We start from the raw sequence: 23119 nt of genomic DNA, 5'->3' as shown, positions 1-23119 counted from the left end.
CCATGAAGCCTTCCGCTTCGCCGCAGCCTCGCCGTGCCGCGGCCGCCGCCTTTATCGGCACCATGATCGAGTGGTACGACTTTTACATCTATGCCACCGCCGCCGCGCTGGTGTTCGGTCAATTGTTCTTCCCCTCTGACGATAAATTGTTCAGCACCATGGCCGCATTCGGCACCTTCGCCGTGGGCTTTTTTGCGCGGCCGTTGGGTGGCGTGGTGTTCGGCCATATCGGCGACCGCATCGGGCGCAAGAAGTCCCTGGTGATCACCCTCGTGATGATGGGCGTGGTGACGGTGTGCATCGGCCTGTTGCCGACCTATGCGCAGATCGGCGCTGCGGCCCCGGTGTTGCTGATTTTGCTGCGCGTGGTGCAGGGCATCGCGGTTGGTGGTGAGTGGGGCGGGGCGGTGTTGATGGCCGGGGAACATGCGCCAAAGGGGCGCCGTAACTTCTTTGCATCCTTCGCGCAGTTGGGCAGCCCGGCCGGTTTGATTCTTTCCTTGCTGGCGTTCAGCGCTGTCACCCGTCTGCCGGAAGAAGACCTGCTCAGTTGGGGCTGGCGCCTGCCGTTCCTGGCCAGTGCCTTGCTGTTGGTGGTCGGCCTGGCGATTCGCCTGGGTGTGAACGAGTCGCCGGAGTTCCTCGAAGACAAAGCCCTGGCGGAAAAAGCCCGCGCCATCAAGAAAGACCAAGCCCCTGTGCTGGAAGTGTTGAAGACGGCTTGGCGCCCACTGTTGTTGTGCATTGGCGCCAACACGTTGGGGATTGCCGGCGTGTATTTCACCAACACCTTCATGATTGCCTACAGCACTCAGCAATTGGACCTACCGCGATCGCTGATCCTGGAGTGTCTGTTCTTCGTGGCCATTATCCAGTTCTGCGTCCAGCCATTGGCCGCCTGGGTGGCAGAGAAGGTGGGCGCTACGCGGTTCCTGTGCGCCATGTGCGTACTGGCAATGGCTTCGCCGTATCCGATGTTCGTCTTGGTCAGCAGCGGCCAGGCGCCCTTGATCATCCTCGGCATTGCCTTGGCGGTGGTGTGCATGGCGTCGTTCTACGCCGTGATCGCAGGTTATGTCAGCGGCCTGTTTGAAACCCGTGTGCGCTACACCGCGATCTCGCTGGCCTATCAGGTTTGCGGCGCTTTGGCCGGTGGCTTGACGCCGCTGATCGGCACCTGGCTGGCCCATCAATACCTGGGCCAATGGTGGCCGATGGCGGTGTTCTACAGCGTGATCGCAGGGGTGTCGTTGGTGTGTGTACTCGCTTTGTCCCGCCGCCACGCCACGGCCCACCGCCTGGAAATGGCACACAGTTGAGGGAGTCAGCAATGTTGAAGATTAATGGCGAGCGCCTGTGGCATAGCCTGATGGCCATGGCCGAGATCGGCGCGACAGCACGCGGTGGCAGCTGCCGTCTGGCATTGAGCGCTGAAGACAAGGCCGGTCGGGAGCTGTTCAGTCACTGGTGTAAAGCCGCTGGCCTGACGTTGAGCGTGGACGCTATCGGCAACCTGTTCGCCCGCCGCGCGGGTACCGACAATGACGCCGCCCCGGTGATGATGGGCAGCCACCTGGATACCCAGCCCGAAGGCGGGCGCTTTGATGGCGTGTACGGCGTGTTGGCTGGCCTGGAGGTGATCCGCAGCCTCGACGACCAGGGTATCCAGACGCGCAAGCCGTTGGAAATTGCCGTGTGGACCAACGAGGAGGGCGCCCGTTTCACCCCGGCCATGCTGGGCTCGGCGGTATTCACCGGCACGCTCGCCCTGGACAAGGCACTGGCCACCGCCGATGTCGACGGTATCAGCGTGGCCGAGGCGTTGCGCACCACCGGCTACAACGGCGAGCGCCCGTTGGGTGGCGCAGTGGATGCGTATTTTGAGGCGCATATCGAGCAAGGCCCGATCCTGGAAGACAACGCCAACAGCATCGGCGTAGTCACCGGTGGTCAAGCGATTCGTTGGCTCGATGTGCGGGTCGAAGGTATGGCCGCGCACGCCGGCACCACGCCGATGCCGTTGCGTAAAGATGCGCTGTACGGCGCGGCAAAAATGATCCAGGCCCTGGAAAACCTCGCCGCCGATTTTGCCCCGCAGGGGCTCACCACGGTGGGTGAACTGAGCATTGCCAATTCGTCGCGCAACACCATTCCCGGCTTGCTCAATTTTACCGTCGACCTGCGCCATCACCGCGACGCCGACATCGACGCCATGGAGCAGCAAGTGCGTGCACGCCTGCAGGCAATCGCGGACAACCGTGGCCTAAGCGTCACCATCACCCCGCACTGGATCAGCCCGGCCACGCCGTTCGACGCCGAGTGCGTGGCCTGCGTGCAGGCTGCGGTGGACGCCTTGGGCTACAGCCAGCAGACCATCGTCAGCGGCGCCGGCCATGATGCGATTCACCTGGCGCGCTATTGCCCCACCGCGATGATCTTCATCCCCTGCGTCGGCGGCCTCAGCCACAACGAAGCCGAAGATGTCTTGCCCGACGATGTGCGCCAGGGCACCGATGTCTTGCTCAACGCCGTGTTGAAACGCGCCGGGCGCGTTCATTTCTAAAGGCCGACGCCGTACCCCTGTGGGAGCAGGCAAGCCAGCTCCCACAGGTGCCGTGTTTACTCAGGAGCATCCTATGAAGACGTTTTTCCACCCCGAACAACTCCTGCATCATCCACGCAGCTACTATTCCCGCGGCCAGATGCGCACGCCCCAGGAGGTTCCCGAGCGTGCGCGCAACCTGCTGCTGGCTGCGCAAACCCTGGGCTTCGATATCCGGCAACCCACCGATTACGGTATGGACCCGCTGCTCGCCGTACACGGCGGCGCCTACCTGGCTTTTCTTCAAGAGGCTCACCAGCGTTGGAAAGAGATCCCCGAAGACTGGGGTGACGAAGTCATGTCCAACATCTTCGTACGTGAACCCAATGCGTTGCGCGGCATCCTGGCCCAGGCGGCACGCTACCTGGCCGATGGCAGTTGCCCCATCGGTGAGTTGACCTGGCGCTCGGCCTATTGGTCAGCCCAAAGCGCCGTCGCCGCAGCGGGTGACATCCTCGATGGCGCACCTGCCGCCTACGCCTTGTGCCGGCCCCCGGGCCATCACGCCCGCTTCGACGCGGCCGGTGGCTTCTGTTACATCAACAATGCGGCCGTGGCTGCGCAAGCGCTGCGCCAAGGTTTCCAGCGTGTCGTCGTGCTCGATACCGATATGCATCACGGCCAAGGCATCCAGGAAATTTTCTACGACCGCGACGACGTGCTGTATGTGTCGATTCACGGTGACCCAACCAACTTCTATCCGGGCGTAGCAGGCTTTGCCGAGGAAAAAGGCAACGGCGTCGGCGAAGGGTACAACCTCAACCTGCCGATGGCCCATGGTGCCAGCGAAGCGGTGTTCTTCGAAAAGCTGGAGCAGGCCCTGGCGGCGGTGAAGGACTTCTCGGCGGATGTGCTGGTGTTGTCACTGGGCTTTGATATCTATGAGCTGGACCCCCAAAGCAAAGTCGCGGTGACGCGCGAAGGCTTTGCGCGGTTGGGGCAGCGCATTCGAGGGCTGGGGTTGCCGTGCCTGATCGTGCAGGAGGGTGGTTATCACCTGGAGACGCTGGACAGTAACGCTCAGGCGTTTTTCAGTACGCCAGCGGCTTGGGAGAAGCGATCAGGCGACTAAGTGCTAAAAGCCTGTTGATCAGTTTTCAGCAGGCTTTTCATACATTGATGGGCGCTCGTTCGGCGGCCGATAACCTGCTGATATGTATGACTTCATATGTGTAACAGGATGATCTCGGCAAACCCTCTCGGCACACATGGCGCCCCACCGGTTCCCATACGATAATGCTCGCCACCTCGACCACTTTGGCCTGCCTCCCGTGATCATCAACTTCGACCTCAACGACCTCCAAGCCTTCCGCGCCGTGGTGGACAAGGGCAGTTTTCGTGGCGCTGCCGAGGCCATCCGTATCTCGCAACCGGCCCTCAGCCGGCGTATCGAAAAGCTCGAATCGGCGCTGGATGTAAAGCTGTTCGAACGCACTACGCGGCGGGTCAGCCTGACCATGGTCGGACGTGCGTTTTTGCCCCAGGTCGAGCGCATGCTCGATGACCTCGACATCGCGCTGATGGGTATCAGCAACGTTGCCTCGACGCGCATGGGTAATGTCACCATCGCCTGCGTGCCGTCTACCGCGTACTACTTCATGCCCCACGTGATCTCCGAATTCCACAAGCTGTACCCGAAGATTCGCCTGCGGGTGCTGGATGCCAGTGCCGGCGAGGTGAGCAATGCGGTGGCCAGCGGCGAGGCGGACTTTGGCGTGAGTTTCAGCGGCAGCCTGGCCGATGAGGTGGAATTCGAGTTGCTGCTGCAGGAGCGCTACGTGCTGGCCTGTCGGCGTGACCACCCGTTGGCTGGGCGTGACAGCGTGAGCTGGACCGAGGCCTATGAGCATGACTACATCGAGGTGGACAAGACGTCGGGCAACCGCTTCCTGCTCGACCAGGCCCTGCGTGGGGTGCGGGTGAAAAAGCCGAGTATCTGCGAGACGCACCACGTGACCACGATGATCGGGCTGGTGGAGGCGGGGTTGGGCGTAGCGATGGTGCCGTCGATTGCGATGCCGGCGCACACTCACCCGATTCTGGTCAGTGTGCCGCTGGTGGAGCCCCACGTACTGCGCAATGTGGGCTTGATCAAGCGCCGGGGGCGGACGTTGCCACCGGCGGCGCTGGAGTTGGAGCGTTTGGTGCGGGAGATGCCGTTCCGGTCAGCGTGACACTGAGTCCAGGCCGGTGGATTGCACCTCCGGTTGGGCCTCGGGCGATGCCATGAACTGCAACAGCGCCTTGGCCCGCTCCGGGTGTTCGGCGTTCACCGGAATACCGGCGGCAAAACGGGTAACGGACTGCACGTCTTCCGGGATCTTGCCTACAAATGTCACGCCCTTGACCGGCAATAACTCCGCCACTTGCTGCAAGCCGACTTCGTAATCGCCCTTGGCTACCTGCTCGCCCACCGGTACGCGTTCGATCATGGTGCCTTTGGCCGGCATGCCGAGTTTCTTGAACAATTGCTTCTCGACGTACACGCCGCTGGCGCTATCGGAATAGGCCACCGACTTGGCTTTGCTCAGCACAGCCTTGAGCTCGGCATCGGTATTGATCGCAGGTTTGGCCGCACCTTCCTTCACCACCAGGCCGATCCGCGAGTCCGCCAATTCCACGCGGGAGGCGGGGTCGACTTTGCCTTGTTTGATCAGTTCATCCAGGGCATAGCCGACCATGATCACCACATCGGCGTGTTCCACGGGCCAGACGGTTGGGAATCGCTTCCGGCGCCTTGCCCATGGACGGGCCAAGAATGGTGTCGAGGGTGTCCCCGCTTTGCTCGGCGTATTGCGGGCCGAGCAATTTATACGCGGCGGTGAAGCCGCCCGAGGTCATGACCTTGAGTTGCTCGGCCTGGGCGGTCAGCGCCAGGGTGCCGAGGACGACAGCAGCGAGGGTCTTGAACAACGGCTTCATTGCGCGGCCTCCTGCATGACTTGGCCACGGGTGTTGGCGCGGCGATACAACGCCAGGGTCGAACACAAGGCACACAGCGCGGCGAAGATCATCCAGTACGCAGGTGAAGCCTTGTCTTCGGTGATGTGAATGAACCAGGTGGAAATCGCTGGCGTGAAGCCACCGAACACGGCTGTTGCCAGGCTGTAAGCCAGGGAGAAACCTGCCACGCGCACTTCCACCGGCATGATTTCGGTGAGCGCCGGGATCATCGCGCCGTTGTACATGCCATACAGGAACGAGAACCACAGTAGGGTCTCCAGCATGTGCGCAAAGCTGGGCGCGTTGACCACGTAGGACAGCGCTGGATAAGCCGTAAGGACAGTCAGCACCGTCATGGCGATCAGCACCGGTTTACGGCCGAAGCGGTCGCTTAACGTGCCGCCGATCGGCAGCCAGAAGAAGTTCGAGATCGCGACCAGCAAGGTCACCAGCAAGGCGTCCGAGGTGCTCAGGTGCAACACGGTTTTGCCGAAGGTCGGTGCGTACACGGTGATCAGGTAGAACGCGGTGGTGGTCATGGCCACCATCAGCATGCCGCCGATGACGACGGTCCAGTTCTTCACCAGTGTCGCCATCACTTCACGCATGGTCGGGCGATGCTTGCGCTTGGCGAACTCTTCGGTTTCCTGCAGGTTGCGACGCAGCACAAAGATAAACGGAATGATCACGCAACCGACGGCAAACGGAATCCGCCAGCCCCAATCGGCCACCACCGCAGGTTCCATCCACATGTTCAGGCCATAACCCAGGGCCGCGGCGACGACGATGGAGATCTGTTGGCTACCCGACTGCCAGCTGGTGTAGAAGCCTTTACGGCCTGGCGTGGCCATTTCGGACAGGTACACCGACACGCCACCCAGTTCCGCGCCGGCCGAGAAGCCTTGCAGCAGGCGCCCCAACAGCACCAGCAATGGCGCCCATAGGCCGATGGTCTGATAACTCGGCACCAGCACGATCAGCAGCGTACCGCTGGCCATGATCGACAAGGTCACGATCAAGCCTTTGCGGCGGCCCACGTCATCAATGTAGGCACCTAGAATAATCGCGCCCAATGGCCGCATCAGGAAGCCCGCGCCGAACACGGCGAAGGTCATCATTAATGACGCAAACTCATTAGCGGCCGGGAAGAACGCGGCAGCGATATAGGTGGCGTAGAAACCGAACAGGAAGAAGTCGAACTGTTCGAGGAAATTGCCCGAAGTCACGCGCAATACCGCGCCTACTTTCGAGGGGGCAGCCGCAGGCCGGGAAGGGGTCGTCATGGTTTTGTGTCTCCAGCGTTCTTTTTAAAGTGCTTGTTTCGCTTAAGACTTGGGATAGTGGCTGACACATTTAGAAATGATAAGTGACAAATTTGGATTGATTGATGTGTGTTGGCTATCAATCTGAGCCGGCTTCAAAACGGCCTGCCGTGTTCTATGCTTGAATTTGGGTCCAATTCTTATCGGCGGAGATCGCTATGGGGAACGAACAGCAGCACAACAAGCCGGAGCGTGAAGAACCCCGGCAGCCGCGCGAAGACGAAAAGCCGCAAACCTGGAAGCATCCGGACGACGGCACCGAGCTTTCCGAGCGTGACCAGGAGCGCCCGCTGAAGCCCTGAGCATCAGGTAAAACGCGGTCTAATTGTGGGAGCGGGCTTGCTCGCGAAGGCGGCGTGTCAGTCAACGGAGTCGTCGGCTGAACCATTGCATTCGCGAGCAAGCCCGCTCCCACATGTTTTTACCGTGCACATAGACGCAGCCCCGCAGCCTTCCTAAACTGCCGCTTGTCTTGGGGAAAGGGGCAGGCGCCGATGAATCGCAATGAATTACGCAAGGCCGACATCAACTTGATGGTGGTCTTCGAAGCACTGATGCTCGAGCGCAATGTGACGCGGGTGGCGGAGAAGCTGTTTCTCGGCCAACCGACCATCAGCTCGGCCCTCAACCGCCTGCGTACCCTGTTCAACGACCCGCTGTTTATTCGTGTCGGCCATCGCATGGAGCCTACGGCGCGCGCCGAGGAGATCATCCAGCACCTGTCGCCGGCTTTGGACTCGCTGTCTTCGGCCCTGAGCCTGACCCATGATTTCGACCCGTCCATCAGCACCATGACTTTCCGCATCGGCCTGTCCGATGACGTGGAGTTCGGCCTGCTGCCACCCTTGCTGCGCGCCTTGCGCCAGGAGGCGCCGCAGGTGGTGTTTGTGGTGCAGCATGTGGACTATTGGCGCATTCCCGACCTGCTGGCTTCCGGCGATATTACCGTCGGCATCACCCAGACCCGCGGGCTGCCGGCCAATGCCAAGCGCAAGCTGTTGCGGCACATCCGCCCGTGCCTGCTGCGCGCCGATGCTTCGGACACACCGCTGACCCTCGACGAATATTGCGCACGGCCCCACGTGTTGGTGTCCCACACCGCCAACGTGGCCGGGTTTGCCGATGAGTGGCTGGCAGAGGTGGGCCGCAAACGCCATGTAGTGCTCTCGGTGCCGCAATACAGTTCGTTGCCGGCCTTGCTTGCCGGTACCGACATGATCGCCAGCCTGCCGGATTACACCGCCCAGGCCATGGCCGCCAGCGGGAACCTGTTCTGCGAGCCATTCCCGTTCGAAACCCCGACCCTGGATTTGTCCATGGTGTGGCTCAGCCACGTTGACACAGACCCGGCGGAACGCTGGATGCGCTCGCGTCTGGAGGCCTTCATGAGTGATAGAGGGCTGGTGGCCAAGGCTTGAGGTGTTTTTCCGTGGTATATAGCTGGGCATCTTCCTACAAAAAACTCGGAGAAAAGCATGCCGCACCTGCACTTGGAACACACCGCCAACCTGACGCAACTGGACACCGACAAGGCCTTGTTGCGCCTTAACCATGCGTTGGTGGCCTCCGGTCAGTTCGGCGCCGAGTTCGACATCAAGAGCCGTGCGGTGACGGTCGAGCGATTTCGGGTCGGCACTGGCCTGGGTGAGCGGGGTTTTGTCGCGGTGCGTTTGGCGTTATTGAGCGGGCGTTCGCCGCAGGTCAAGAAACAGCTGTCAGAAAACCTGCTGGCGGTGCTTCAGGACCTGGGCCCATGGCCCGACGGTGTGCAGGTACAACTGAGTGTCGAACTGCTGGATATTGACCGCGATTCCTACAGCAAAATCGCCATCGGCTGACCCCACCCCTACTGTAGGAGCGAGCTTGCTCGCGAAAATCGCTAACGATAACGCGGGGTGCCTGTTTCACAACGGCGCACTCTGGTTCTTCGCGAGCAAGCTCGCTCCTACAAGAGGCCTTGGTCTGCACACACCTTCACCACTTGTTCACGAAACCAGGTATTGGCGCTGTCCTGTCCACTGGTTTCGTTCCACTGCATATCCAGGGTGAAACCCGGCAAACCATTGGGGGCTTCGCAAACGCTGAATGCCGGCGCCGGTGCCAGCAACTTTTGCACGCGGCGGGGCAGGGTGACGATGAAGTCGGTGCCGGCAATCATCTTCAATGCCGCGCTGTAGCTGTTGGCCCGCGCGATCACCTGGCGCTTGCGGGCCTGGCGCGCGAGCCAGCCGTCGATCATGTTGGTGTCGGAGGTCCACGGCGTTGGGAATACGTGGCGTCGCTCAACGAAGGATTGCAGGCTGAACGCCGGTTCCCTGGGCGCCGAGCGTTGGTCGCACACGCAGACCAGATCGTCCTCCAACAGCATCTGAGTCTTGAAGTCTTTGTGGGCGCGGTGAAAGTGCGGGCCGAAGCAGATCACCAGGTCCAGGCGACCTTCACGCAAGTCGTCGGCGGGGATCTCGGTTTCCAGCTTCTGCACGTTGACGATCACCGGCAGGTCGGCATGGTCGAAGCGCTTGAGCAGGCGCGGCAGGATCAACTGTTCGAAATATTCCGGCGCGCACACATTGAAGGTCACCGCCTGTTGGGTCGGGTCGAACGCCTGGCCACCGGCATGGCACAGGTTGATGCTTTCCAGAATCTTCTGCACATGCTCGTACATGGTGGTGGCCTTGTACGTAGGGCGCATGCCCGCGCGGGTGTTGATAAACAGCTCATCTTCAAAGCTGGTGCGCAGTTTCTTCAGGCTATAGCTCACGGTGGACTGGCTGACGAACAGCGTTTCGGACACCTCGGTAACGCTGCTCTGGTCGTAGACGGCGATAAACACCATCAAATCCTGCATATCGAGCTTTCTGAGCAAGTTACTGTTTAGCATCGGTTTCGTCCGTAAACCCTTTGTACCGAACTCAGTACAAGACTGAGCAAAATGTTAACGGAACGCTCGTACCAATAGAAAGCTCTGTAGGACGCTTCAATGTTTTGTGTGGGACAAAAAGTGTTTGCAATACGACGTCAGCGGATATGCCGTGCGTAATGCGCCGGGTTGAAACGCATCACGATCAGCAGCATCAGCCCGCTCACGGCCATCAATGACCACCAGGCCCATTCGAAGCTGCCCAACTGCTCGCGGATCATGCCGGCGATCAGCGGCGACAGGCCGGCAATCAGATAACCGATGCCCTGCACGAACGCGGTAAGGCCACCGGCGCGGCGCGGGTTGTCGAGGTGGTCCAGGGACAGGATCAGGCTCATCGGGAACAGGCCGCCAATGCCCAGGCCGAGCAGGCAGGGCCACAACAGGCTCCAGTGTTGCGGGCTGAGAATGAGGCCGCAGAAGCCCAGGATGATCAGCACCAGCAGCACCGCCACCACGCCGCGTTTATCCTGGCGGCGGTTGGCGATGGCGGGGGTGACCAGGCCGGAGATCACTTCCATGGCGGTCAAGAAGCCCAGCAGCAAGCCGGCATTCTGTTCACTCCAGCCCTGCTCGACGTAGTACGGTGCCAGCCACGCCAGTACACAGGTGTAGGACGCGGTGCCGAGGCCAAAAAAGATCGCCAGCAACCAGGCGCGGCGGTTGCTGAAAAATGCCTCCTGGGGGCCTGAGCCGGCCTGAGGCAAGGGCGGCAGGGCCGAACGCTGGGCATACCAGAACACCAGGGCCAGCAACGCCAGCACTGCCCAGATTGCCAGGCCGATACGCCAACTACCGGTGTGGGCTTGCACCCACGGCGAGAACGAAGCAGCCAAGGCCGCGCCGCCCATGATCGCGGTGACATACAGGCCCATGAATAACGACACATTGGCGCTGAAGCGCGACTTGATCAGCGCCGGCATCAACGCCTGGATCAGCGCAATGCCGACACCCGCGGAAATGGCACTCACGATCAACTCCCGCGCCGCATCCAGGAACAGCCGCGACACAGTCGCCAGCCCAATCACCAGCAGCGACAACACAATGCTGCGATGCTCGCCCACGCGCTTGGCCAGGCCCATGCCAAAGAACATCGCCAGGCCCATGGTCATGACCGGCAACATGGTCAGTAAGGCGGCGCTGCTGAAACTTAGTGGCACATCCGCGCGAATCGACGCCAGTAGCGGCCCCACGGCTGCCATCGAGGGGCGCAAGTTGAGGGCGACGAGTACCACGCTGATCATCAGCCATACGGCGGTGGTGGATTTTGCCTGAACGTTTTCCATGGGCTTGCCTTGAATGAACAAGGGCGAATCAGGCCATGCAGCGTGTAGCGGGGCAAATCAGAAAGTCGCAGGGGCTATTGAAAAAATGCGGATGCCGAGTGGTGAGGTAAGCGCGCAGTGGGCGTTGGCTATCAGGCCGGGATTACAGGCTCGGTAACTCCCACCGCCCCTGGTCGATTTCAAGCAGCGTCGGCCCCTGGCGATCAGCGGCGGCACGTAAAGCCGTGCGCAACGCTTCAATGCCTTGGACGCTTTGCGCCGCGCAGCCCAGGGCCTTGGCCACACCGATAAAGTCCGGCGTGTAGATGTCCACACCCACTGGCTCGATGTCACGGTTGACCATGTACTTCTTGATCTCTTCATACCCCTGGTTATTCCACAACAGCACGATCACCGGTGTACGGGCCTCCACCGCGCTGGCCAGTTCCGGCAGGGTGAATTGCAGCCCGCCGTCGCCGATCAGGCACACCACCGGTTGGCCATCGCCGCGCCCGAGCCAGGCGCCAATGGCGGCGGGCAGGGCATAACCCAGGGTGCCGTACCCGGTGGAGGCGTTGAACCAGCGGCGTGGGTGGTCGAGGTTCAGGGTCAGGTTGCCGCTGTACACCGGTTGAGTGGAGTCGCCCACGAACACCGCGCCGGGCAGTTCCTCCAGAACGACGTTGAGAAACCGGGTTTGCGCGCGCGTCGCAGCGTCCCACGCAGGTTCCAGCTCGGCCCACAAGCGGGCGACGCGTGCGGTGCCCCAATCGGGCGTGTGAGGCGCCAATGGCTGGCGGTTCACTTCGGTGAGCAGCGCCTGGGCGGCGATGCGTGCGTCGGCCACTAGCGCAACTTGAGGCGGGTAGTTGCGTACGGTCTGGTCCGGGTCGATATCAACGCGCAGTAGCGCACCGGGCATGTCGAAACCGCCGGCGAAGGTGACGTCGTAGTCGGTTTCGGCCAATTCCGTGCCGATGGCCAGCACCACGTCGGCTTCAGCCACCAAGGCACGGGTGGCGAGCAGGGTTTGCGTGGAGCCGATCAGCAGCGGGTGCGCGGCGGGCAGCATGCCCTTGGCGTTAATGGTGAGGGCCACGGGCGCGCCGAGGGCTTCTGCGAGACGGGTCAGTTCGGCGGCTGCGTCAATGGCGCCGCCACCGGCCAGGATCAACGGGCGCTTGGCCGCAGCCAGCCTCTGGCTCATCTGCTGCACGGCCGCCGGTGCTGCGCCGGCGCGGGCGACGCTGACGGGCGTGCTGCCTAGCAACGCGTCGGCATTTTCCACCAGTACATCCAGGGGAATTTCGATATGCACCGGGCGCGGCCGACCGGCCTGGAACACCGCAAACGCCCGCGCCAGCACACTTGGCAGTTCCGCCGCCGACATCAAGGTGTGGGAGAACGCCGCCACCCCGGCCACCAGCGCGCTCTGGTTCGGCAGCTCATGCAACTTGCCGCGCCCGCCGCCCAGTTGGCTGCGTGACTGCACGCTGGATATCACCAGCATCGGGATCGAGTCGGCATAGGCTTGGCCCATGGCTGTGGTGATATTGGTCATGCCGGGGCCGGTGATGATAAAGCACACGCCGGGCTTGCCACGGGTGCGCGCATAACCGTCGGCCATGAAGCCGGCGCCCTGTTCGTGGCGGGGGGTGATATGTCGGATGCTGGAGCGCGCCAAGCCCCGGTACAGCTCCACGGTGTGCACGCCGGGGATGCCGAATACGTGGTCCACGCCGTAGCTTTCCAAAAGGTGCACCAATACTTCGCCGCAGGTCGCCATACAGGTCGCTCTTGTGATGGATTCAAAGCGCTATTGGAGCGGTTGGCCGGTGGCGGCAACAATCGATAAAAAGTCATACTCGCCATGTCCTCCCGTCATGGCTGTGCCCCGATGAAACGCCTTCCACCGTTATCTGCGTTGCACACCTTCTGGGTCACGGCCCAGTGCTGCAACTTCACCCGTGCTGCCGAACACCTGCACATCACCCAGGGCGCGGTGAGCCGGCAGGTGGCTGGGCTGGAAAGCCAGTTGGGCTACGCGTTGTTCCAGCGCCAGGCGCGTGGCTTGAGCCTGACGCAGGAGGGGCGAGAATGGCTGGCGTGCGCGCAACAGGTGTTCGGCTTGCTCGCTGACGCGGTGGAACACATCGGTGACCGGCGCCGAACCTTGCAGCTCAAAGCGTCAACCTGCGTGATGCGCTGGCTGTTGCCACGCTTGCTGCAATGGCAAAAAGAGCGCCCGGATGTGCCGGTGGAGCTCACCACGACGGTGGCCTATAACGTCGACTTTCGTCGTGAGCCGTTTGACGCGGCGGTGATCTACGGGCCTATCGCCGAGCAGCCGGCCGAGGCGCGGCATCTGTTCGACGAGCGCCTTACGCCGGTCTGCGTGCCTGGGTTGCTGGGCAGTTTGCGTACGCCGCAGGATTTGCAGCATCAGGTGCTGTTGCACCCGACCCGAGACGAGCGCGACTGGGCGTTGTGGCTCAAGGCTGCCAATGCTTGCTTGAGCGATCCCATCCAACGGCATCACTTCGAAACGTTGGACTTGGCAATGACTGTGGCGTCCCAGGGCACCGGGGTGGCGATGGGCGACAGTGCGCTGATTGGCGAGGATCTGAAGGCGGGGCGGTTGGCGATGCCGTTTGAGCTGCGGGTGTCGACGGGGATGGGGTATTACTTGGTGTATCCGCCGGGGAAGGAACCGTCGGTTGGGTTGGTCGAGCTGATGGATTGGTTGGTCAGTGAGGCCGGTGTGGGATGATAGCCAGCGCCTATCCACCTGACTCGCCGCGATCCAACTGTGGGAGCTGGCTTGCCTGCGATGGCGGCCTGACAGCCGACACCTATCTACCTGGCACCCCACGATCCAACTGTGGGAGCGGGCTTGCTCGCGAAGGCGGCCTGACTGTCAACACAGTTGGATTGGGTACATATCCATTGCTGCGGTAACGGCCGCTTAGGGTTCCGCCCTGACGGCGGGTCACTTTGGAAAAGCCCCAAAGTAACCAAAGGGCTCTTGCCCCACCACTCGGCACCTCGCTTAGGCTCGGTGTGCCCGTAATCCGCCAGTGATTTGGGGGGCCGCCGCCACGCGCCATCCATGGCGCGGGGCGGCTAAACCGGCATCCCTGCCGGTTTACCCCCCAAATCCCTGTCGAATTCCGGCCAGCGTGGTTTAACGGGGCGCCTAAGATCAAAAGCAGATCAAAAGCAGAGCAAGAGCTACTCGCTTCGCATCGTGGTTAGCGTTGACGGCGTTGGGTCAGTAGCCGACGGTGAAGCGCTGGCGAGAGTGCTTCGGGTTTTCTACTTCATCCAGCATGGCGATGGCGAAGTCGGCAAAACTGATCGAGCTAGTGCCGTCACTGCTCACCAGCAGATCATCCTTGCCCAGGCGGAATTTGCCGGTGCGCTGGGTGCCGTCGAACAGGGCCGAGGGCGACAGGAAGGTCCAGTCCAGTTCTTTTTCCTGGCGCAGCGTTTCCAGGAAGTCAGCTCCTGCACTGGCTTCAGCTTTATATTCAGCCGGGAAGCCTTCGCTGTCGATCACGCGTCCGCCACCGGGCAACAGCAGCGAACCTGCGCCGCCGACCACCAACAAACGTTTCACGCCGGCCTTTTTCACCGGGCCGATCACGGCGCTGGCGGGGAGGGTGGAGAAGTGCGCGGCGCTGATCACCACGTCGCTGCCGCTGATGGCCTGTTGCAAGGCCTCGGCATCCAGGGCATCTGCCTGTTTGACCGTCACGCCTGGGCGCACAGCCAGCTTGTCGGTATTGCGGGCGATGGCGGTCACGGTATGCCCGCGACGCAGGGCTTCTTCCAGCAGTTGGCTACCGGCGCGGCCGGTTGCACCAATGATTGCGATCTTGCTCATGATGTTCTCCAACAGGGTTAGGGTTTAAAACCAATCACCACTTCATTTCGCCCTTGGCGACTTTGGCGCTCAGTTCCAGCGAGCTTTCGTCGGCGAGGGTGGGGTAGCGTTTTTTCATGGCCGCAATCAGTGCGGCGGAATCCTTGGCCTTGGCGGTTTCGAGGTCGAAGGCCTTGATGTAATCGGCGGTGAAGGTGACCGAGGCCAGCGACGGCTTGCCCAGGTAATGGCCCGGCACCACGGTGTTGGGCTTCAGGTCTTCAATGCGCTTGAGCGTAGCCAACCAGTCTTTATGGGATTGCGCGCTCTGGGTATCGGCCATCCAGACGTGGATATTTTCAGCGACCACCACACCACCGACCACCGCCTTGATCGACGGGATCCACACAAAGCTGCGATCCGGCTGCGGGCCGTCAAGGCCCACCACTTCAAGCTGTTGCCCTTCCAGGGTCAGGCTGTGGCCTTTAAGCACTTGCGGCACAAGGGTCTTGGCCGGCTTGTCGGCGCCCATTTTCGGGCCCCAGAAGGCCAGCTTGTCGGCGACGGTGGCGTTGATATGGTCCACCACTGGCTGTGGCGCCAGCACCTTGGCGTCGGGGAAGGCGGCGGTCAGGGTGTCGAGGCCGAAGTAGTAGTCCGGGTCGCCATGGCTGATGTAGATGGTGGTCAGGTGCTTGCCGCTGGCGCGGATCTTCTGCACCAGTTGCTCGGCTTGGCCTTTGCCGAATTGCGCATCCACCAGGATCGCGTCTTTCTCGCCGCTCACCAGCACCGAGCTGACCGGGAAGATCGCGGCTTCGCCTGGGTTGTACACGTCCAGTTTCAGCTCTGCCGCCGCTGCGTGGGCAGCGAAGGCGAGGGCGGCGGTGGCCAGGGTCAAGCGTTTGAAGGTCGAGAACATCGGGCAGCTCCTGCCATCGGTAAGGGATGCACAGAGCTTAGTTGCATAAAACGCGACAAAAAATGCGATGCTGGGACATAGTTTGTTTCTAAAAGCGGGCAAATAATGGATCGTCTTCAAGCAATGCGCGTGTTTGTCACCGTGGTGGACCTGGGCAGCCAATCCGCCGCTGCCGACCACCTGGACCTCTCGCGCCCGGTGGTCTCGCGCTACCTGGCCGAACTGGAAGACTGGGTGGGCGCACGCCTGCTGCACCGCACCACGCGCAAGCTCAGCCTCACCGCCGCCGGCGGAGAAACGCTGCCGCGTTGCCGGCAATTGTTGGACTTGTGTGGGGATATGCAGGCCGCCGTCAGCGAGCCCGATGACGCGCCCCGAGGCCTGTTGCGCCTGAGCGTGAGCACCTCGTTCGGCCAGGCGCAACTGGGCGCGGCGATTGCCGAGTACGTCAAACGCTACCCGTTGGTGACGGTCGATTTGCAGATGCTCGATCGCACGGTGAACCTGGTGGACGAGCGTATTGACCTGGCGATCCGCACCAGCAACGACCTGGACCCCAACCTGATCGCCCGGCGCCTGACCGTATGCCGCTCGGTGGTGTGCGCCACACCGGCTTATCTGCGCGAGCATCCGGCGCCGCAGAAAGTTGAGGACCTGGCCCGGCACAATTGCCTGACCCACTCTTACTTCGGCAAAAGCCTGTGGCATTTCGAAGAAAATGGCGAACACGTGTCGGTGCCGGTCCACGGCAATATCACGGCCAACGAGGCCAGCACGTTAATGCGCGTGACGCTGGCCGGGGCAGGGGTGGCGATGCTGCCCAGTTATCAGGCTGGTGAGCTGATTCGCAGTGGGGAGTTGGTGCGCTTGCTGCCGCACGCCGAGCCACGCCAGATGAATATTTACGCGGTGTACGCCTCACGCAAACACATGCCCTCGGCGCTGCGCAGCCTCCTGGATTTTCTGGTGCTGCGTTTCCCCGAAGAGCCTGTTTGGGACGTCGGGCTTTGAGCTGAAATAAGCGCGCTGAATGGCATCGCATCATGGCGAGTTGACCTATGCTTTAAACAGCACCCTGTAGATCCGTTCAGAGGTCTGTGCCATGAGCATCAAAACCAGAAAGTACCTGACCATTTTCACCCTCTGCGCATTGGCGACAGCGCTGTATGGGACTGCCGCCTATCGCGTCGAGCAAACACGCATGCAGCCGGCGGCGTTCGCCATCAGCTGCCATCAGGACCAATGCGTTCCGCGCACCGGCAGTTTCAGTGCACTCAGGTAGGCTGCTCTGCCTTCAGTTGTTCACGAAACGCCTTGGGTGAAAAACCGACCCTGCGGCGAAACAGCCGTGAGAAGTTGGTCGGGTCGGAAAACCCCAGCACCTCGGACATCTCGTTGATGGTCATGCTGGTGTAGGTCAGCAGGCGCTTGGCTTCCAGCAACTGGCGGTCATGCATGATCTGCAACGCCGGTTGCCCACCCAACTCCCGACACGTCCCGTTCAAGTGTGAGACCGAGATACCCAGCTTGTGGGCCAGGTCTTCAATCTTGGGGTGTTCGCGGTAATGCTGTTCGACCAGTTGCGTAAACCGCCGAAAGTACTCACGACCCCGCGGTGCGCGTGGATGGCGGCGCTGGATCGCCTGGCGGCTGACCCACACCAACAACACACTGACCAGGGCGTGCAGCATCATGTCCCGTGCCGGTTGATCATCGGCGTATTCGTCCTGCAAACGCATGAACAGGCTGTTCAGGTAATCGCTGTCCTTGCCCGCTGGGTAACTGCCCAGGGTGTGCAGGCCATCGACGGTAGAGCCCAGTTGCGCCTGCAAGTGGCTGACCAGCGGCGCCGAAAGCGTCACCACGAACCCTTCCACATCCTCGGAAAAACGAAAGCCATGCACGCACAGCGGTGGCAGCACTTGCAGGCTCGATTCGTTGAGGGTGGTGCGCTGGCCTTCGATTTCCAGTTGTGCCTGGCCTTTGTGCACATACAGCAACTGGCACAGGTCCGCGTGCCGGTGGGGCTGGATTTCCCACTGGTATTCCCGACTGCGCCGGGAAATGGTTTCGCAGTGCAACAAATCGGGAGTCGGCCACTGCTGGCTTTCCCCGTAAAGCTTGAAGACCGGAATCGCGGTTTTGGTCATGGTTTCAATCCGATACTCAGGATAATGGTTCGGTAATCGCCCCGATTGGCGAAAAGCACAGGTTTTGACGCAGTTTTCACCTTCTTATGCGGCTCGCTCAAGTGAAAAATGTCAGCCATAAGAGCAATGACAACTCTTTCACTCCATACGTTCGCATGAAGCTTGAAGGCCATAAAAATAATGAAAACCCTTAAAACTCAAGTCGCCGTTATTGGCGCCGGTCCTTCCGGATTGTTGCTCGGCCAACTGTTGCACAATGCCGGCATCCAAACCCTTGTTCTAGAGCGCCAGAGCGCCGATTACGTACAAGGCCGTATCCGCGCCGGCGTGTTGGAACAGGGCATGGTCGACCTGCTGCGCGAAGCCGGGGTCAGCCAACGCATGGACGCCGAGGGTCTGGTGCACGACGGGTTTGACATTGCCCTCAACGGCCAACTCACCTCCATCGACCTCAAGGCCTTGACCGGCGGCCAGTCAGTGATGATCTACGGCCAGACCGAGGTCACCCGCGACCTGATGGCCGCCCGCGCAGCCGTCGGTGCCATCACCCTGTACGAAGCCTCCAATGTTCAACCCCATGACCTGAAAAGTGAACAGCCGTGGCTGACCTTCGAGCATGAAGGCCAAGCCTGTCGCCTGGAGTGCGACTACATTGCCGGCTGCGACGGTTTCCATGGTGTGGCCCGCCAGTCGATACCGGCGCAAGCGCTGAAGGTGTTCGAGCGGGTCTACCCCTTCGGCTGGCTGGGTGTGCTGGCTGACACGCCGCCGGTACACGCTGAATTGGTGTACGCCAAACATGCGCGGGGTTTTGCGCTGTGCAGCATGCGGTCGCCGACCCGCAGCCGTTACTACCTGCAAGTGCCGGTCGAAGAGAAGCTGGAAGACTGGTCAGATGAACGTTTCTGGGATGAACTCAAAAGCCGCCTGCCCGGCTCATTGGCCGAACACTTGGTGACCGGCCCCTCGATCGAGAAAAGCATCGCGCCGCTGCGCAGCTTTGTGGTGGAACCCATGCAGTACGGGCGCCTGTTCCTGCTCGGCGATGCCGCGCACATTGTGCCGCCCACCGGTGCCAAGGGCTTGAACCTGGCGGCCAGCGATGTGAGCACTTTGTTCCGCATCTTGCTCAAGGTGTACCGCGAAGGGCGCCTGGACCTGCTGGAAAAGTACTCGGCAATCTGCCTGCGCCGGGTGTGGAAAGCCGAGCGGTTTTCCTGGTGGATGACCTCGATGCTGCATCAGTTTCCCCAGGCGGATGGCTTCAGCCAGCGCATTGCCGAAAGCGAGCTGGACTATTTCATTCACTCCCAGGCCGGGCGCAAAACCATCGCAGAAAATTACGTCGGCCTTCCTTACGAGCCTATCGAATAGCCTGCTATCGTATCGAGCATTCCCACCGGTGACCGTTGCCTATGGGCCCTGCTCGAAGGTTCTGCCGTGACACACCTCAATCAGCCCGCTCCAACCGTCCCCGCCGTGCGCAGTATCCTGGTCGCGCTGATGATGGCGATTTTCCTGGGTGCCCTGGACCAGACCATCGTTGCCGTGTCCATGCCGGCCATTTCCGCGCAGTTCCATGACGTCAACCTGCTGGCCTGGGTGATCTCAGGCTACATGGTGGCGATGACCGTGGCGGTGCCGATCTACGGCAAGCTGGGTGATTTGTATGGGCGCCGGCCCATGATGCTGATCGGCATGGGTGTGTTCACCCTGGCGTCGCTGTTCTGCGGCCTGGCGCAAAGCATGGAGCAATTGGTGCTGGCGCGGGTGCTGCAGGGCATCGGCGCAGGTGGGATGGTCTCGGTGAGCCAGGCGATCATTGGCGACATCATTCCTCCCCGCGAGCGTGGGCGTTATCAGGGCTATTTCAGCAGCATGTACGCGGTAGCCAGCGTGGCCGGGCCGGTGTTGGGTGGCTATATGACCGAGTACCTGTCGTGGCGCTGGGTGTTTTTGATCAACCTGCCGCTGGGCGCCGGCGCCTGGTACGTGGCTCATCGCACCCTGGTGGGGCTGCCGGTGCCGCAGCGCAAGCCCATCATCGATTACCTCGGCACGGGGCTGATGATCATCGGCTTGACCGCCTTGTTGCTGGGCATCACCGAAATCGGCCAGGGCCATTCGTGGCATGACGATCAAGTGCTGGGGTTGCTGGCCTGCGCACTGCTGGCGCTGACTGCGTTTGTGTGGCACGAACGCCGGGCGCGAGAGCCGCTGCTGCCCATGCACTTGTTTGCCAACCGCAGCGCGGTGTTGTGCTGGTGCACGATTTTTGTCACCAGTTTCCAGGCGATTTCCCTGACCGTGCTGATGCCCCTGCGTTACCAGAGCGTGACCGGCGCCGGTGCCGACAGCGCGGCCTTGCACTTGCTGCCCTTGGCGATGGGCTTGCCGATGGGCGCGTATTTCGCCGGGCGCATGACCTCGGTGACTGGCCGCTACAAACCGATGATCCTCAGCGGCGCGTTGTTGAGCCCACTGGCGATTCTCGGCATGGCCTACAGCGCGCCCCAGGCGGTGGCGCTCACCAGCGTATTCATGTTGTTGTGCGGTATCGCCGCCGGCATGCAGTTCCCGACCTCGTTGGTGGGTACGCAGAACTCGGTAGAGCAGCGGGACATCGGCGTCGCTACCAGCACCACCAACCTGTTCCGCTCCCTGGGCGGGGCAGTGGGGGTGGCCTGCATGTCGGCGTTGCTGCTGGCGCTGTTGCACGATTCCAGCTTCGCCCATCTGGCAAACGGCGCACTGATGGCCGAAGGCAGTTCCGGCAACGTACTGCTCGACGGCCTCAACGCCGCACCCGGCCCGGCGCAGGATGCATTGCGCGGCGAGTTGGCGGTGACGTTCCGGCATTTGTTGATGGTGAGTGCGGCAGTGTCGCTGCTGGGGTTGGCGGCTGCGATAGCGATGCCCAACCGAGTACTGCGCGGCCGTGAAGACAAAGTTAGATAAGCGGACGCGGAGCGTCCCAGGCGGCGTTCCCACGCAGAGCGTGGGAACGATCAGGATCAGGGGCTGTAATACCCCACCGCAACCATGAAATGCCCGCTCTTGCGCACATACGCATGCTTGTTCTCGACCTTGCCCGTCACCGGGTTTTTCCAGCGGTATTTGTATTCGCCCTGGTCCTGCTCGGCCATCATCTTGAGGATTGGCACACCCACCGGTTTGCCATCCGGGTCCTTGATCTTGGCGAAATCGGTGTTGATCAGGCGCAGGTTGGTGCCGTGGGCGACGTAGCGCCGGGTGTTCAGGTCCACCACGAACACGTACAGGTCATCTTGCAGGAAGCCGCCCTGCAAAGAGTTGATCGCCTTGAGCGTGCCGGTTTCATCCTTGACCAACGCCTCCACCGCCTTGTTGCGCAGCGCCCGTGCCTGTTCCGGCGTGGCGCGCGGCAAGTAATAACCGACCGCCAGGATGCGTTCGCCCACCCGCTGATAAAACACATGCTTGTGTTCGACCTTGCCGTCATTCCAGTTCTGCCAGCGATAGTCAGCCTGCTGGATACCCTGGCCTTCGGGCACGCTAAGGGCTTGTTTGAACGAGGCTTGCAGGTCGGGCCCGAGCACCTCGGACACGTCGCGACCGATCAGCGCGGAGGAGGGCCCGCCACTGGCCAGCAGCACGCCTTTTGTATCGACCACAAACACATAGCGGTCCTGGTCGATGAACTCGCCCTGACGGCTGAAGGCGGCGAAGGCCTTGTCACCTTGCTTGTGGTAGTACGCCAAGGCCTTTTCCAGCAGAGCCTTGGCGGCTTGGGCATCCGCTTCCTGTGCCGTTGCGGCATGCACCTGGCTGCAACACAACAGCAGCAGCCAGGTGTATCGGAGCAGTCTCTTCATTGACCCGTCCCTCGTTCTTGTTGGTGTGCCAAGAGCGTAGACGGTTGGTGGCAAATCAGAAGGGTTTAGTTGGCAGGTATTTACCGTCCAGGGTGATGACCGCACGGGAGCCGCCGTCTGGGTCTTCGACTTTCTTGATGTCCAGTTTGAAGTTGATGGCGCTGATGATGCCGTCGCCAAACTGCTCATGCACCAGGGCCTTGAGCGTGGAACCGTAGACCTGCAGCATTTCATAGAAACGGTACATGGTTGGATCGGTCGGCACTCCGCTCGGGAAGCTGCCGCGCAGGGGTACGCTTTGCAACAGGCGGCTGGCGTCCTCGTCGAGGCCGAGTTTGCTGCACACGATATCGGCTGCCTCCTTGGGCAGCGGGTGCTGGCCGAGCAGGGCGGCGGTGACGAATGCCAGGCTTAGCCCGGTGCCGTCGGTGAGGTCCTGCCACGACAGGTTTTTGCGTGCCTTGAGGTCGATAACGGTGTCGGCCAGGGCCAGGCGTGGGGTTTGGGCGAATTGGGATTGCAACATGGTGAGGTCCTCTTGGGTTGAATAAGGTTCAGGCGGCGTGGGCGCGGGTGCTGGGGTGGTCGAGCAGGGAGACGAAGCGCCCGGTGTGCCCGTCCAAAGCGTCAATGCCGCCGGTTTCGATGTCGTACACCCAGCCATGCAGGTTCATCCGGCCTTGTTCCAGCGCCAGGGCGACCGAAGGGTGGGTTTTGAGATTAGCCAGTTGGGCGACCACGTTTTCGCGCACCAAGGCATCCAGGCGGGCAGCGTCTGAGGCATGCGTGCGGGCTGCATTGATCACCTTGGCCGACTCGGCATGGCGCAACCAGTTGGCCACGGCGGGCAGGTGGTCCAGGCATTTGCAGGTGGAAATCGCAGTCATCGCGCCGCAGTCCGAATGCCCGCAAATCACAATGTCGCTGACGCCCAGCACCGCTACGGCATATTCGACCGTGGCCGACACACCGCCAGGCTCCGGGCCGTAGGACGGCACTATGTTGCCGGCATTGCGGATGACGAACAGGTCACCGGGTTCCTGCTGGGTCAACAGCTCGGGGACTACGCGGCTGTCAGAGCAGGACACGAACAAGGTGCCGGGGTTTTGCGTGGTCGCCAGGTGTTTGAACAAGTCACTGCGAGGGGTAAAGGCTTCACGTTGGAATTTGCGAAAGCCGTCGATGAGATGTTGCATGGTGGTTCTCCTTGCGTCGCTGATGGGGCAAGGATGGAAGTTTTCGGTTATAGCGTCCAAGACCGGTTTATGATGTTTTC

General features: G+C 61.6%; 22 protein-coding genes and 1 pseudogene. 12 read left to right on the top strand and 11 right to left on the bottom strand.

Annotation, left to right across the window (positions count from 1 at the left end; all coding sequences use genetic code 11):
* Positions 1-2 precede the first annotated feature (2 nt).
* The 4 genes from PSH76_RS20390 (at position 3) to PSH76_RS20375 (ending at position 4776) form a co-directional block, all read left to right on the top strand.
* Complete coding sequence (locus PSH76_RS20390; RefSeq protein WP_032892903.1) at positions 3-1319, top strand: MFS transporter; 1317 nt, start codon at positions 3-5, stop codon at positions 1317-1319.
* 11 nt (positions 1320-1330) lie between these two features.
* Positions 1331-2563, top strand: coding sequence for a Zn-dependent hydrolase (locus PSH76_RS20385; RefSeq protein WP_305492828.1), 1233 nt, complete (start codon positions 1331-1333; stop codon positions 2561-2563).
* A gap of 73 nt (positions 2564-2636) precedes the next feature.
* On the top strand, positions 2637-3674 hold the full coding sequence (locus tag PSH76_RS20380) for a histone deacetylase family protein (RefSeq protein WP_305492827.1): 1038 nt from the start codon (positions 2637-2639) through the stop codon (positions 3672-3674).
* Between the two features lie 199 nt (positions 3675-3873).
* The gene (locus PSH76_RS20375; RefSeq protein WP_032897556.1) at positions 3874-4776 is read left to right on the top strand and encodes a LysR family transcriptional regulator; all 903 of its coding nucleotides are present in this window, start codon (positions 3874-3876) and stop codon (positions 4774-4776) included.
* On the opposite strand, the pseudogene PSH76_RS20370 reads toward PSH76_RS20375, so the two are convergent.
* Together PSH76_RS20370 and PSH76_RS20365 are read right to left on the bottom strand one after the other, a co-directional pair.
* Positions 4768-5524, bottom strand: a pseudogene (locus tag PSH76_RS20370) (substrate-binding domain-containing protein). The gene PSH76_RS20375 and the pseudogene PSH76_RS20370 sit on opposite strands and share 9 nt — an antisense overlap.
* Positions 5521-6828, bottom strand: coding sequence for an MFS transporter (locus PSH76_RS20365; RefSeq protein WP_032892897.1), 1308 nt, complete (start codon positions 6826-6828; stop codon positions 5521-5523). Before PSH76_RS20365 ends, PSH76_RS20370 begins: the two are co-directional and overlap by 4 nt.
* Before the next feature lie 197 nt (positions 6829-7025).
* Here PSH76_RS20365 and PSH76_RS20360 point away from each other — a divergent pair, with 197 nt between their 5' ends.
* The 3 genes from PSH76_RS20360 (at position 7026) to PSH76_RS20350 (ending at position 8705) form a co-directional block, all read left to right on the top strand.
* The gene (locus tag PSH76_RS20360) at positions 7026-7169 is read left to right on the top strand and encodes a hypothetical protein (protein WP_003189552.1); all 144 of its coding nucleotides are present in this window, start codon (positions 7026-7028) and stop codon (positions 7167-7169) included.
* 192 nt (positions 7170-7361) lie between these two features.
* On the top strand, positions 7362-8285 hold the full coding sequence (locus PSH76_RS20355) for a LysR substrate-binding domain-containing protein (RefSeq protein ID WP_014717462.1): 924 nt from the start codon (positions 7362-7364) through the stop codon (positions 8283-8285).
* Positions 8286-8342: 57 nt separating this feature from the next.
* Positions 8343-8705 carry a 5-carboxymethyl-2-hydroxymuconate Delta-isomerase gene (locus PSH76_RS20350; RefSeq protein WP_305492826.1) on the top strand — a complete coding sequence of 121 codons (363 nt, stop codon included), beginning with the start codon at positions 8343-8345 and terminating at the stop codon, positions 8703-8705.
* Between the two features lie 107 nt (positions 8706-8812).
* On the opposite strand, the gene PSH76_RS20345 is transcribed toward PSH76_RS20350, so the two are convergent.
* The 3 genes from PSH76_RS20345 to PSH76_RS20335 all read right to left on the bottom strand — a co-directional run bounded on the left by PSH76_RS20345 (position 8813) and on the right by PSH76_RS20335 (position 12838).
* Positions 8813-9748 carry a LysR family transcriptional regulator gene (locus PSH76_RS20345; RefSeq protein ID WP_305492825.1) on the bottom strand — a complete coding sequence of 312 codons (936 nt, stop codon included), beginning with the start codon at positions 9746-9748 and terminating at the stop codon, positions 8813-8815.
* Positions 9749-9885: 137 nt separating this feature from the next.
* Positions 9886-11073, bottom strand: coding sequence for a cyanate transporter (locus tag PSH76_RS20340; protein WP_305492824.1), 1188 nt, complete (start codon positions 11071-11073; stop codon positions 9886-9888).
* Between the two features lie 142 nt (positions 11074-11215).
* On the bottom strand, positions 11216-12838 hold the full coding sequence (locus PSH76_RS20335) for a 5-guanidino-2-oxopentanoate decarboxylase (RefSeq protein WP_305492823.1): 1623 nt from the start codon (positions 12836-12838) through the stop codon (positions 11216-11218).
* 111 nt (positions 12839-12949) lie between these two features.
* Between PSH76_RS20335 and PSH76_RS20330 the strand changes: the two genes are divergently transcribed.
* The gene (locus PSH76_RS20330; RefSeq protein ID WP_305492822.1) at positions 12950-13822 is read left to right on the top strand and encodes a LysR substrate-binding domain-containing protein; all 873 of its coding nucleotides are present in this window, start codon (positions 12950-12952) and stop codon (positions 13820-13822) included.
* A 501-nt stretch (positions 13823-14323) separates the two neighbouring features.
* On the opposite strand, the gene PSH76_RS20325 is transcribed toward PSH76_RS20330, so the two are convergent.
* Entirely contained in the window at positions 14324-14938 is a 615-nt protein-coding gene (locus tag PSH76_RS20325; RefSeq protein ID WP_032892890.1) for an NAD(P)-dependent oxidoreductase, read from the bottom strand.
* A 34-nt stretch (positions 14939-14972) separates the two neighbouring features.
* The gene (locus PSH76_RS20320; protein ID WP_044273487.1) at positions 14973-15839 is read right to left on the bottom strand and encodes an MBL fold metallo-hydrolase; all 867 of its coding nucleotides are present in this window, start codon (positions 15837-15839) and stop codon (positions 14973-14975) included.
* 105 nt (positions 15840-15944) lie between these two features.
* Here PSH76_RS20320 and PSH76_RS20315 point away from each other — a divergent pair, with 105 nt between their 5' ends.
* Together PSH76_RS20315 and PSH76_RS20310 are read left to right on the top strand one after the other, a co-directional pair.
* Positions 15945-16850 (top strand): LysR family transcriptional regulator, encoded by a 906-nt coding sequence (locus PSH76_RS20315; protein ID WP_044273488.1) that lies wholly within the window; start codon positions 15945-15947, stop codon positions 16848-16850.
* A 91-nt stretch (positions 16851-16941) separates the two neighbouring features.
* Entirely contained in the window at positions 16942-17121 is a 180-nt protein-coding gene (locus PSH76_RS20310; protein ID WP_003189580.1) for a hypothetical protein, read from the top strand.
* Here PSH76_RS20310 and PSH76_RS20305 read toward each other — a convergent pair.
* Positions 17114-17989, bottom strand: a complete 876-nt coding sequence (locus PSH76_RS20305) for a helix-turn-helix domain-containing protein (protein WP_003189581.1) — start codon at positions 17987-17989, stop codon at positions 17114-17116. The two genes, PSH76_RS20310 and PSH76_RS20305, sit on opposite strands and share 8 nt — an antisense overlap.
* A gap of 180 nt (positions 17990-18169) precedes the next feature.
* On the opposite strand from PSH76_RS20305, the gene pobA reads away from it, so the two are divergent.
* Together pobA and PSH76_RS20295 are read left to right on the top strand one after the other, a co-directional pair.
* Complete coding sequence (gene pobA / locus PSH76_RS20300; protein WP_305492821.1) at positions 18170-19363, top strand: 4-hydroxybenzoate 3-monooxygenase; 1194 nt, start codon at positions 18170-18172, stop codon at positions 19361-19363.
* A 66-nt stretch (positions 19364-19429) separates the two neighbouring features.
* On the top strand, positions 19430-20947 hold the full coding sequence (locus tag PSH76_RS20295) for an MDR family MFS transporter (RefSeq protein WP_305492820.1): 1518 nt from the start codon (positions 19430-19432) through the stop codon (positions 20945-20947).
* Between the two features lie 56 nt (positions 20948-21003).
* On the opposite strand, the gene PSH76_RS20290 is transcribed toward PSH76_RS20295, so the two are convergent.
* From PSH76_RS20290 to PSH76_RS20280, 3 genes are read right to left on the bottom strand one after another with little or no spacing between them, the layout of a single operon-like run.
* On the bottom strand, positions 21004-21843 hold the full coding sequence (locus PSH76_RS20290; protein ID WP_098952434.1) for a cache domain-containing protein: 840 nt from the start codon (positions 21841-21843) through the stop codon (positions 21004-21006).
* A gap of 55 nt (positions 21844-21898) precedes the next feature.
* Complete coding sequence (gene cynS / locus PSH76_RS20285; RefSeq protein WP_032892881.1) at positions 21899-22369, bottom strand: cyanase; 471 nt, start codon at positions 22367-22369, stop codon at positions 21899-21901.
* Positions 22370-22397: 28 nt separating this feature from the next.
* The gene (locus PSH76_RS20280) at positions 22398-23039 is read right to left on the bottom strand and encodes a carbonic anhydrase (protein ID WP_003189587.1); all 642 of its coding nucleotides are present in this window, start codon (positions 23037-23039) and stop codon (positions 22398-22400) included.
* Positions 23040-23119: the final 80 nt, after the last annotated feature.

The sequence above is a fragment of the Pseudomonas sp. FP215 genome (assembly GCF_030687795.1).
GTDB lineage: Bacteria > Pseudomonadota > Gammaproteobacteria > Pseudomonadales > Pseudomonadaceae > Aquipseudomonas > Aquipseudomonas salmasensis.
The sequence above is the reverse complement of the archived record's forward strand: the minus strand, read 5'-3'. Positions and strand labels throughout refer to the sequence as shown.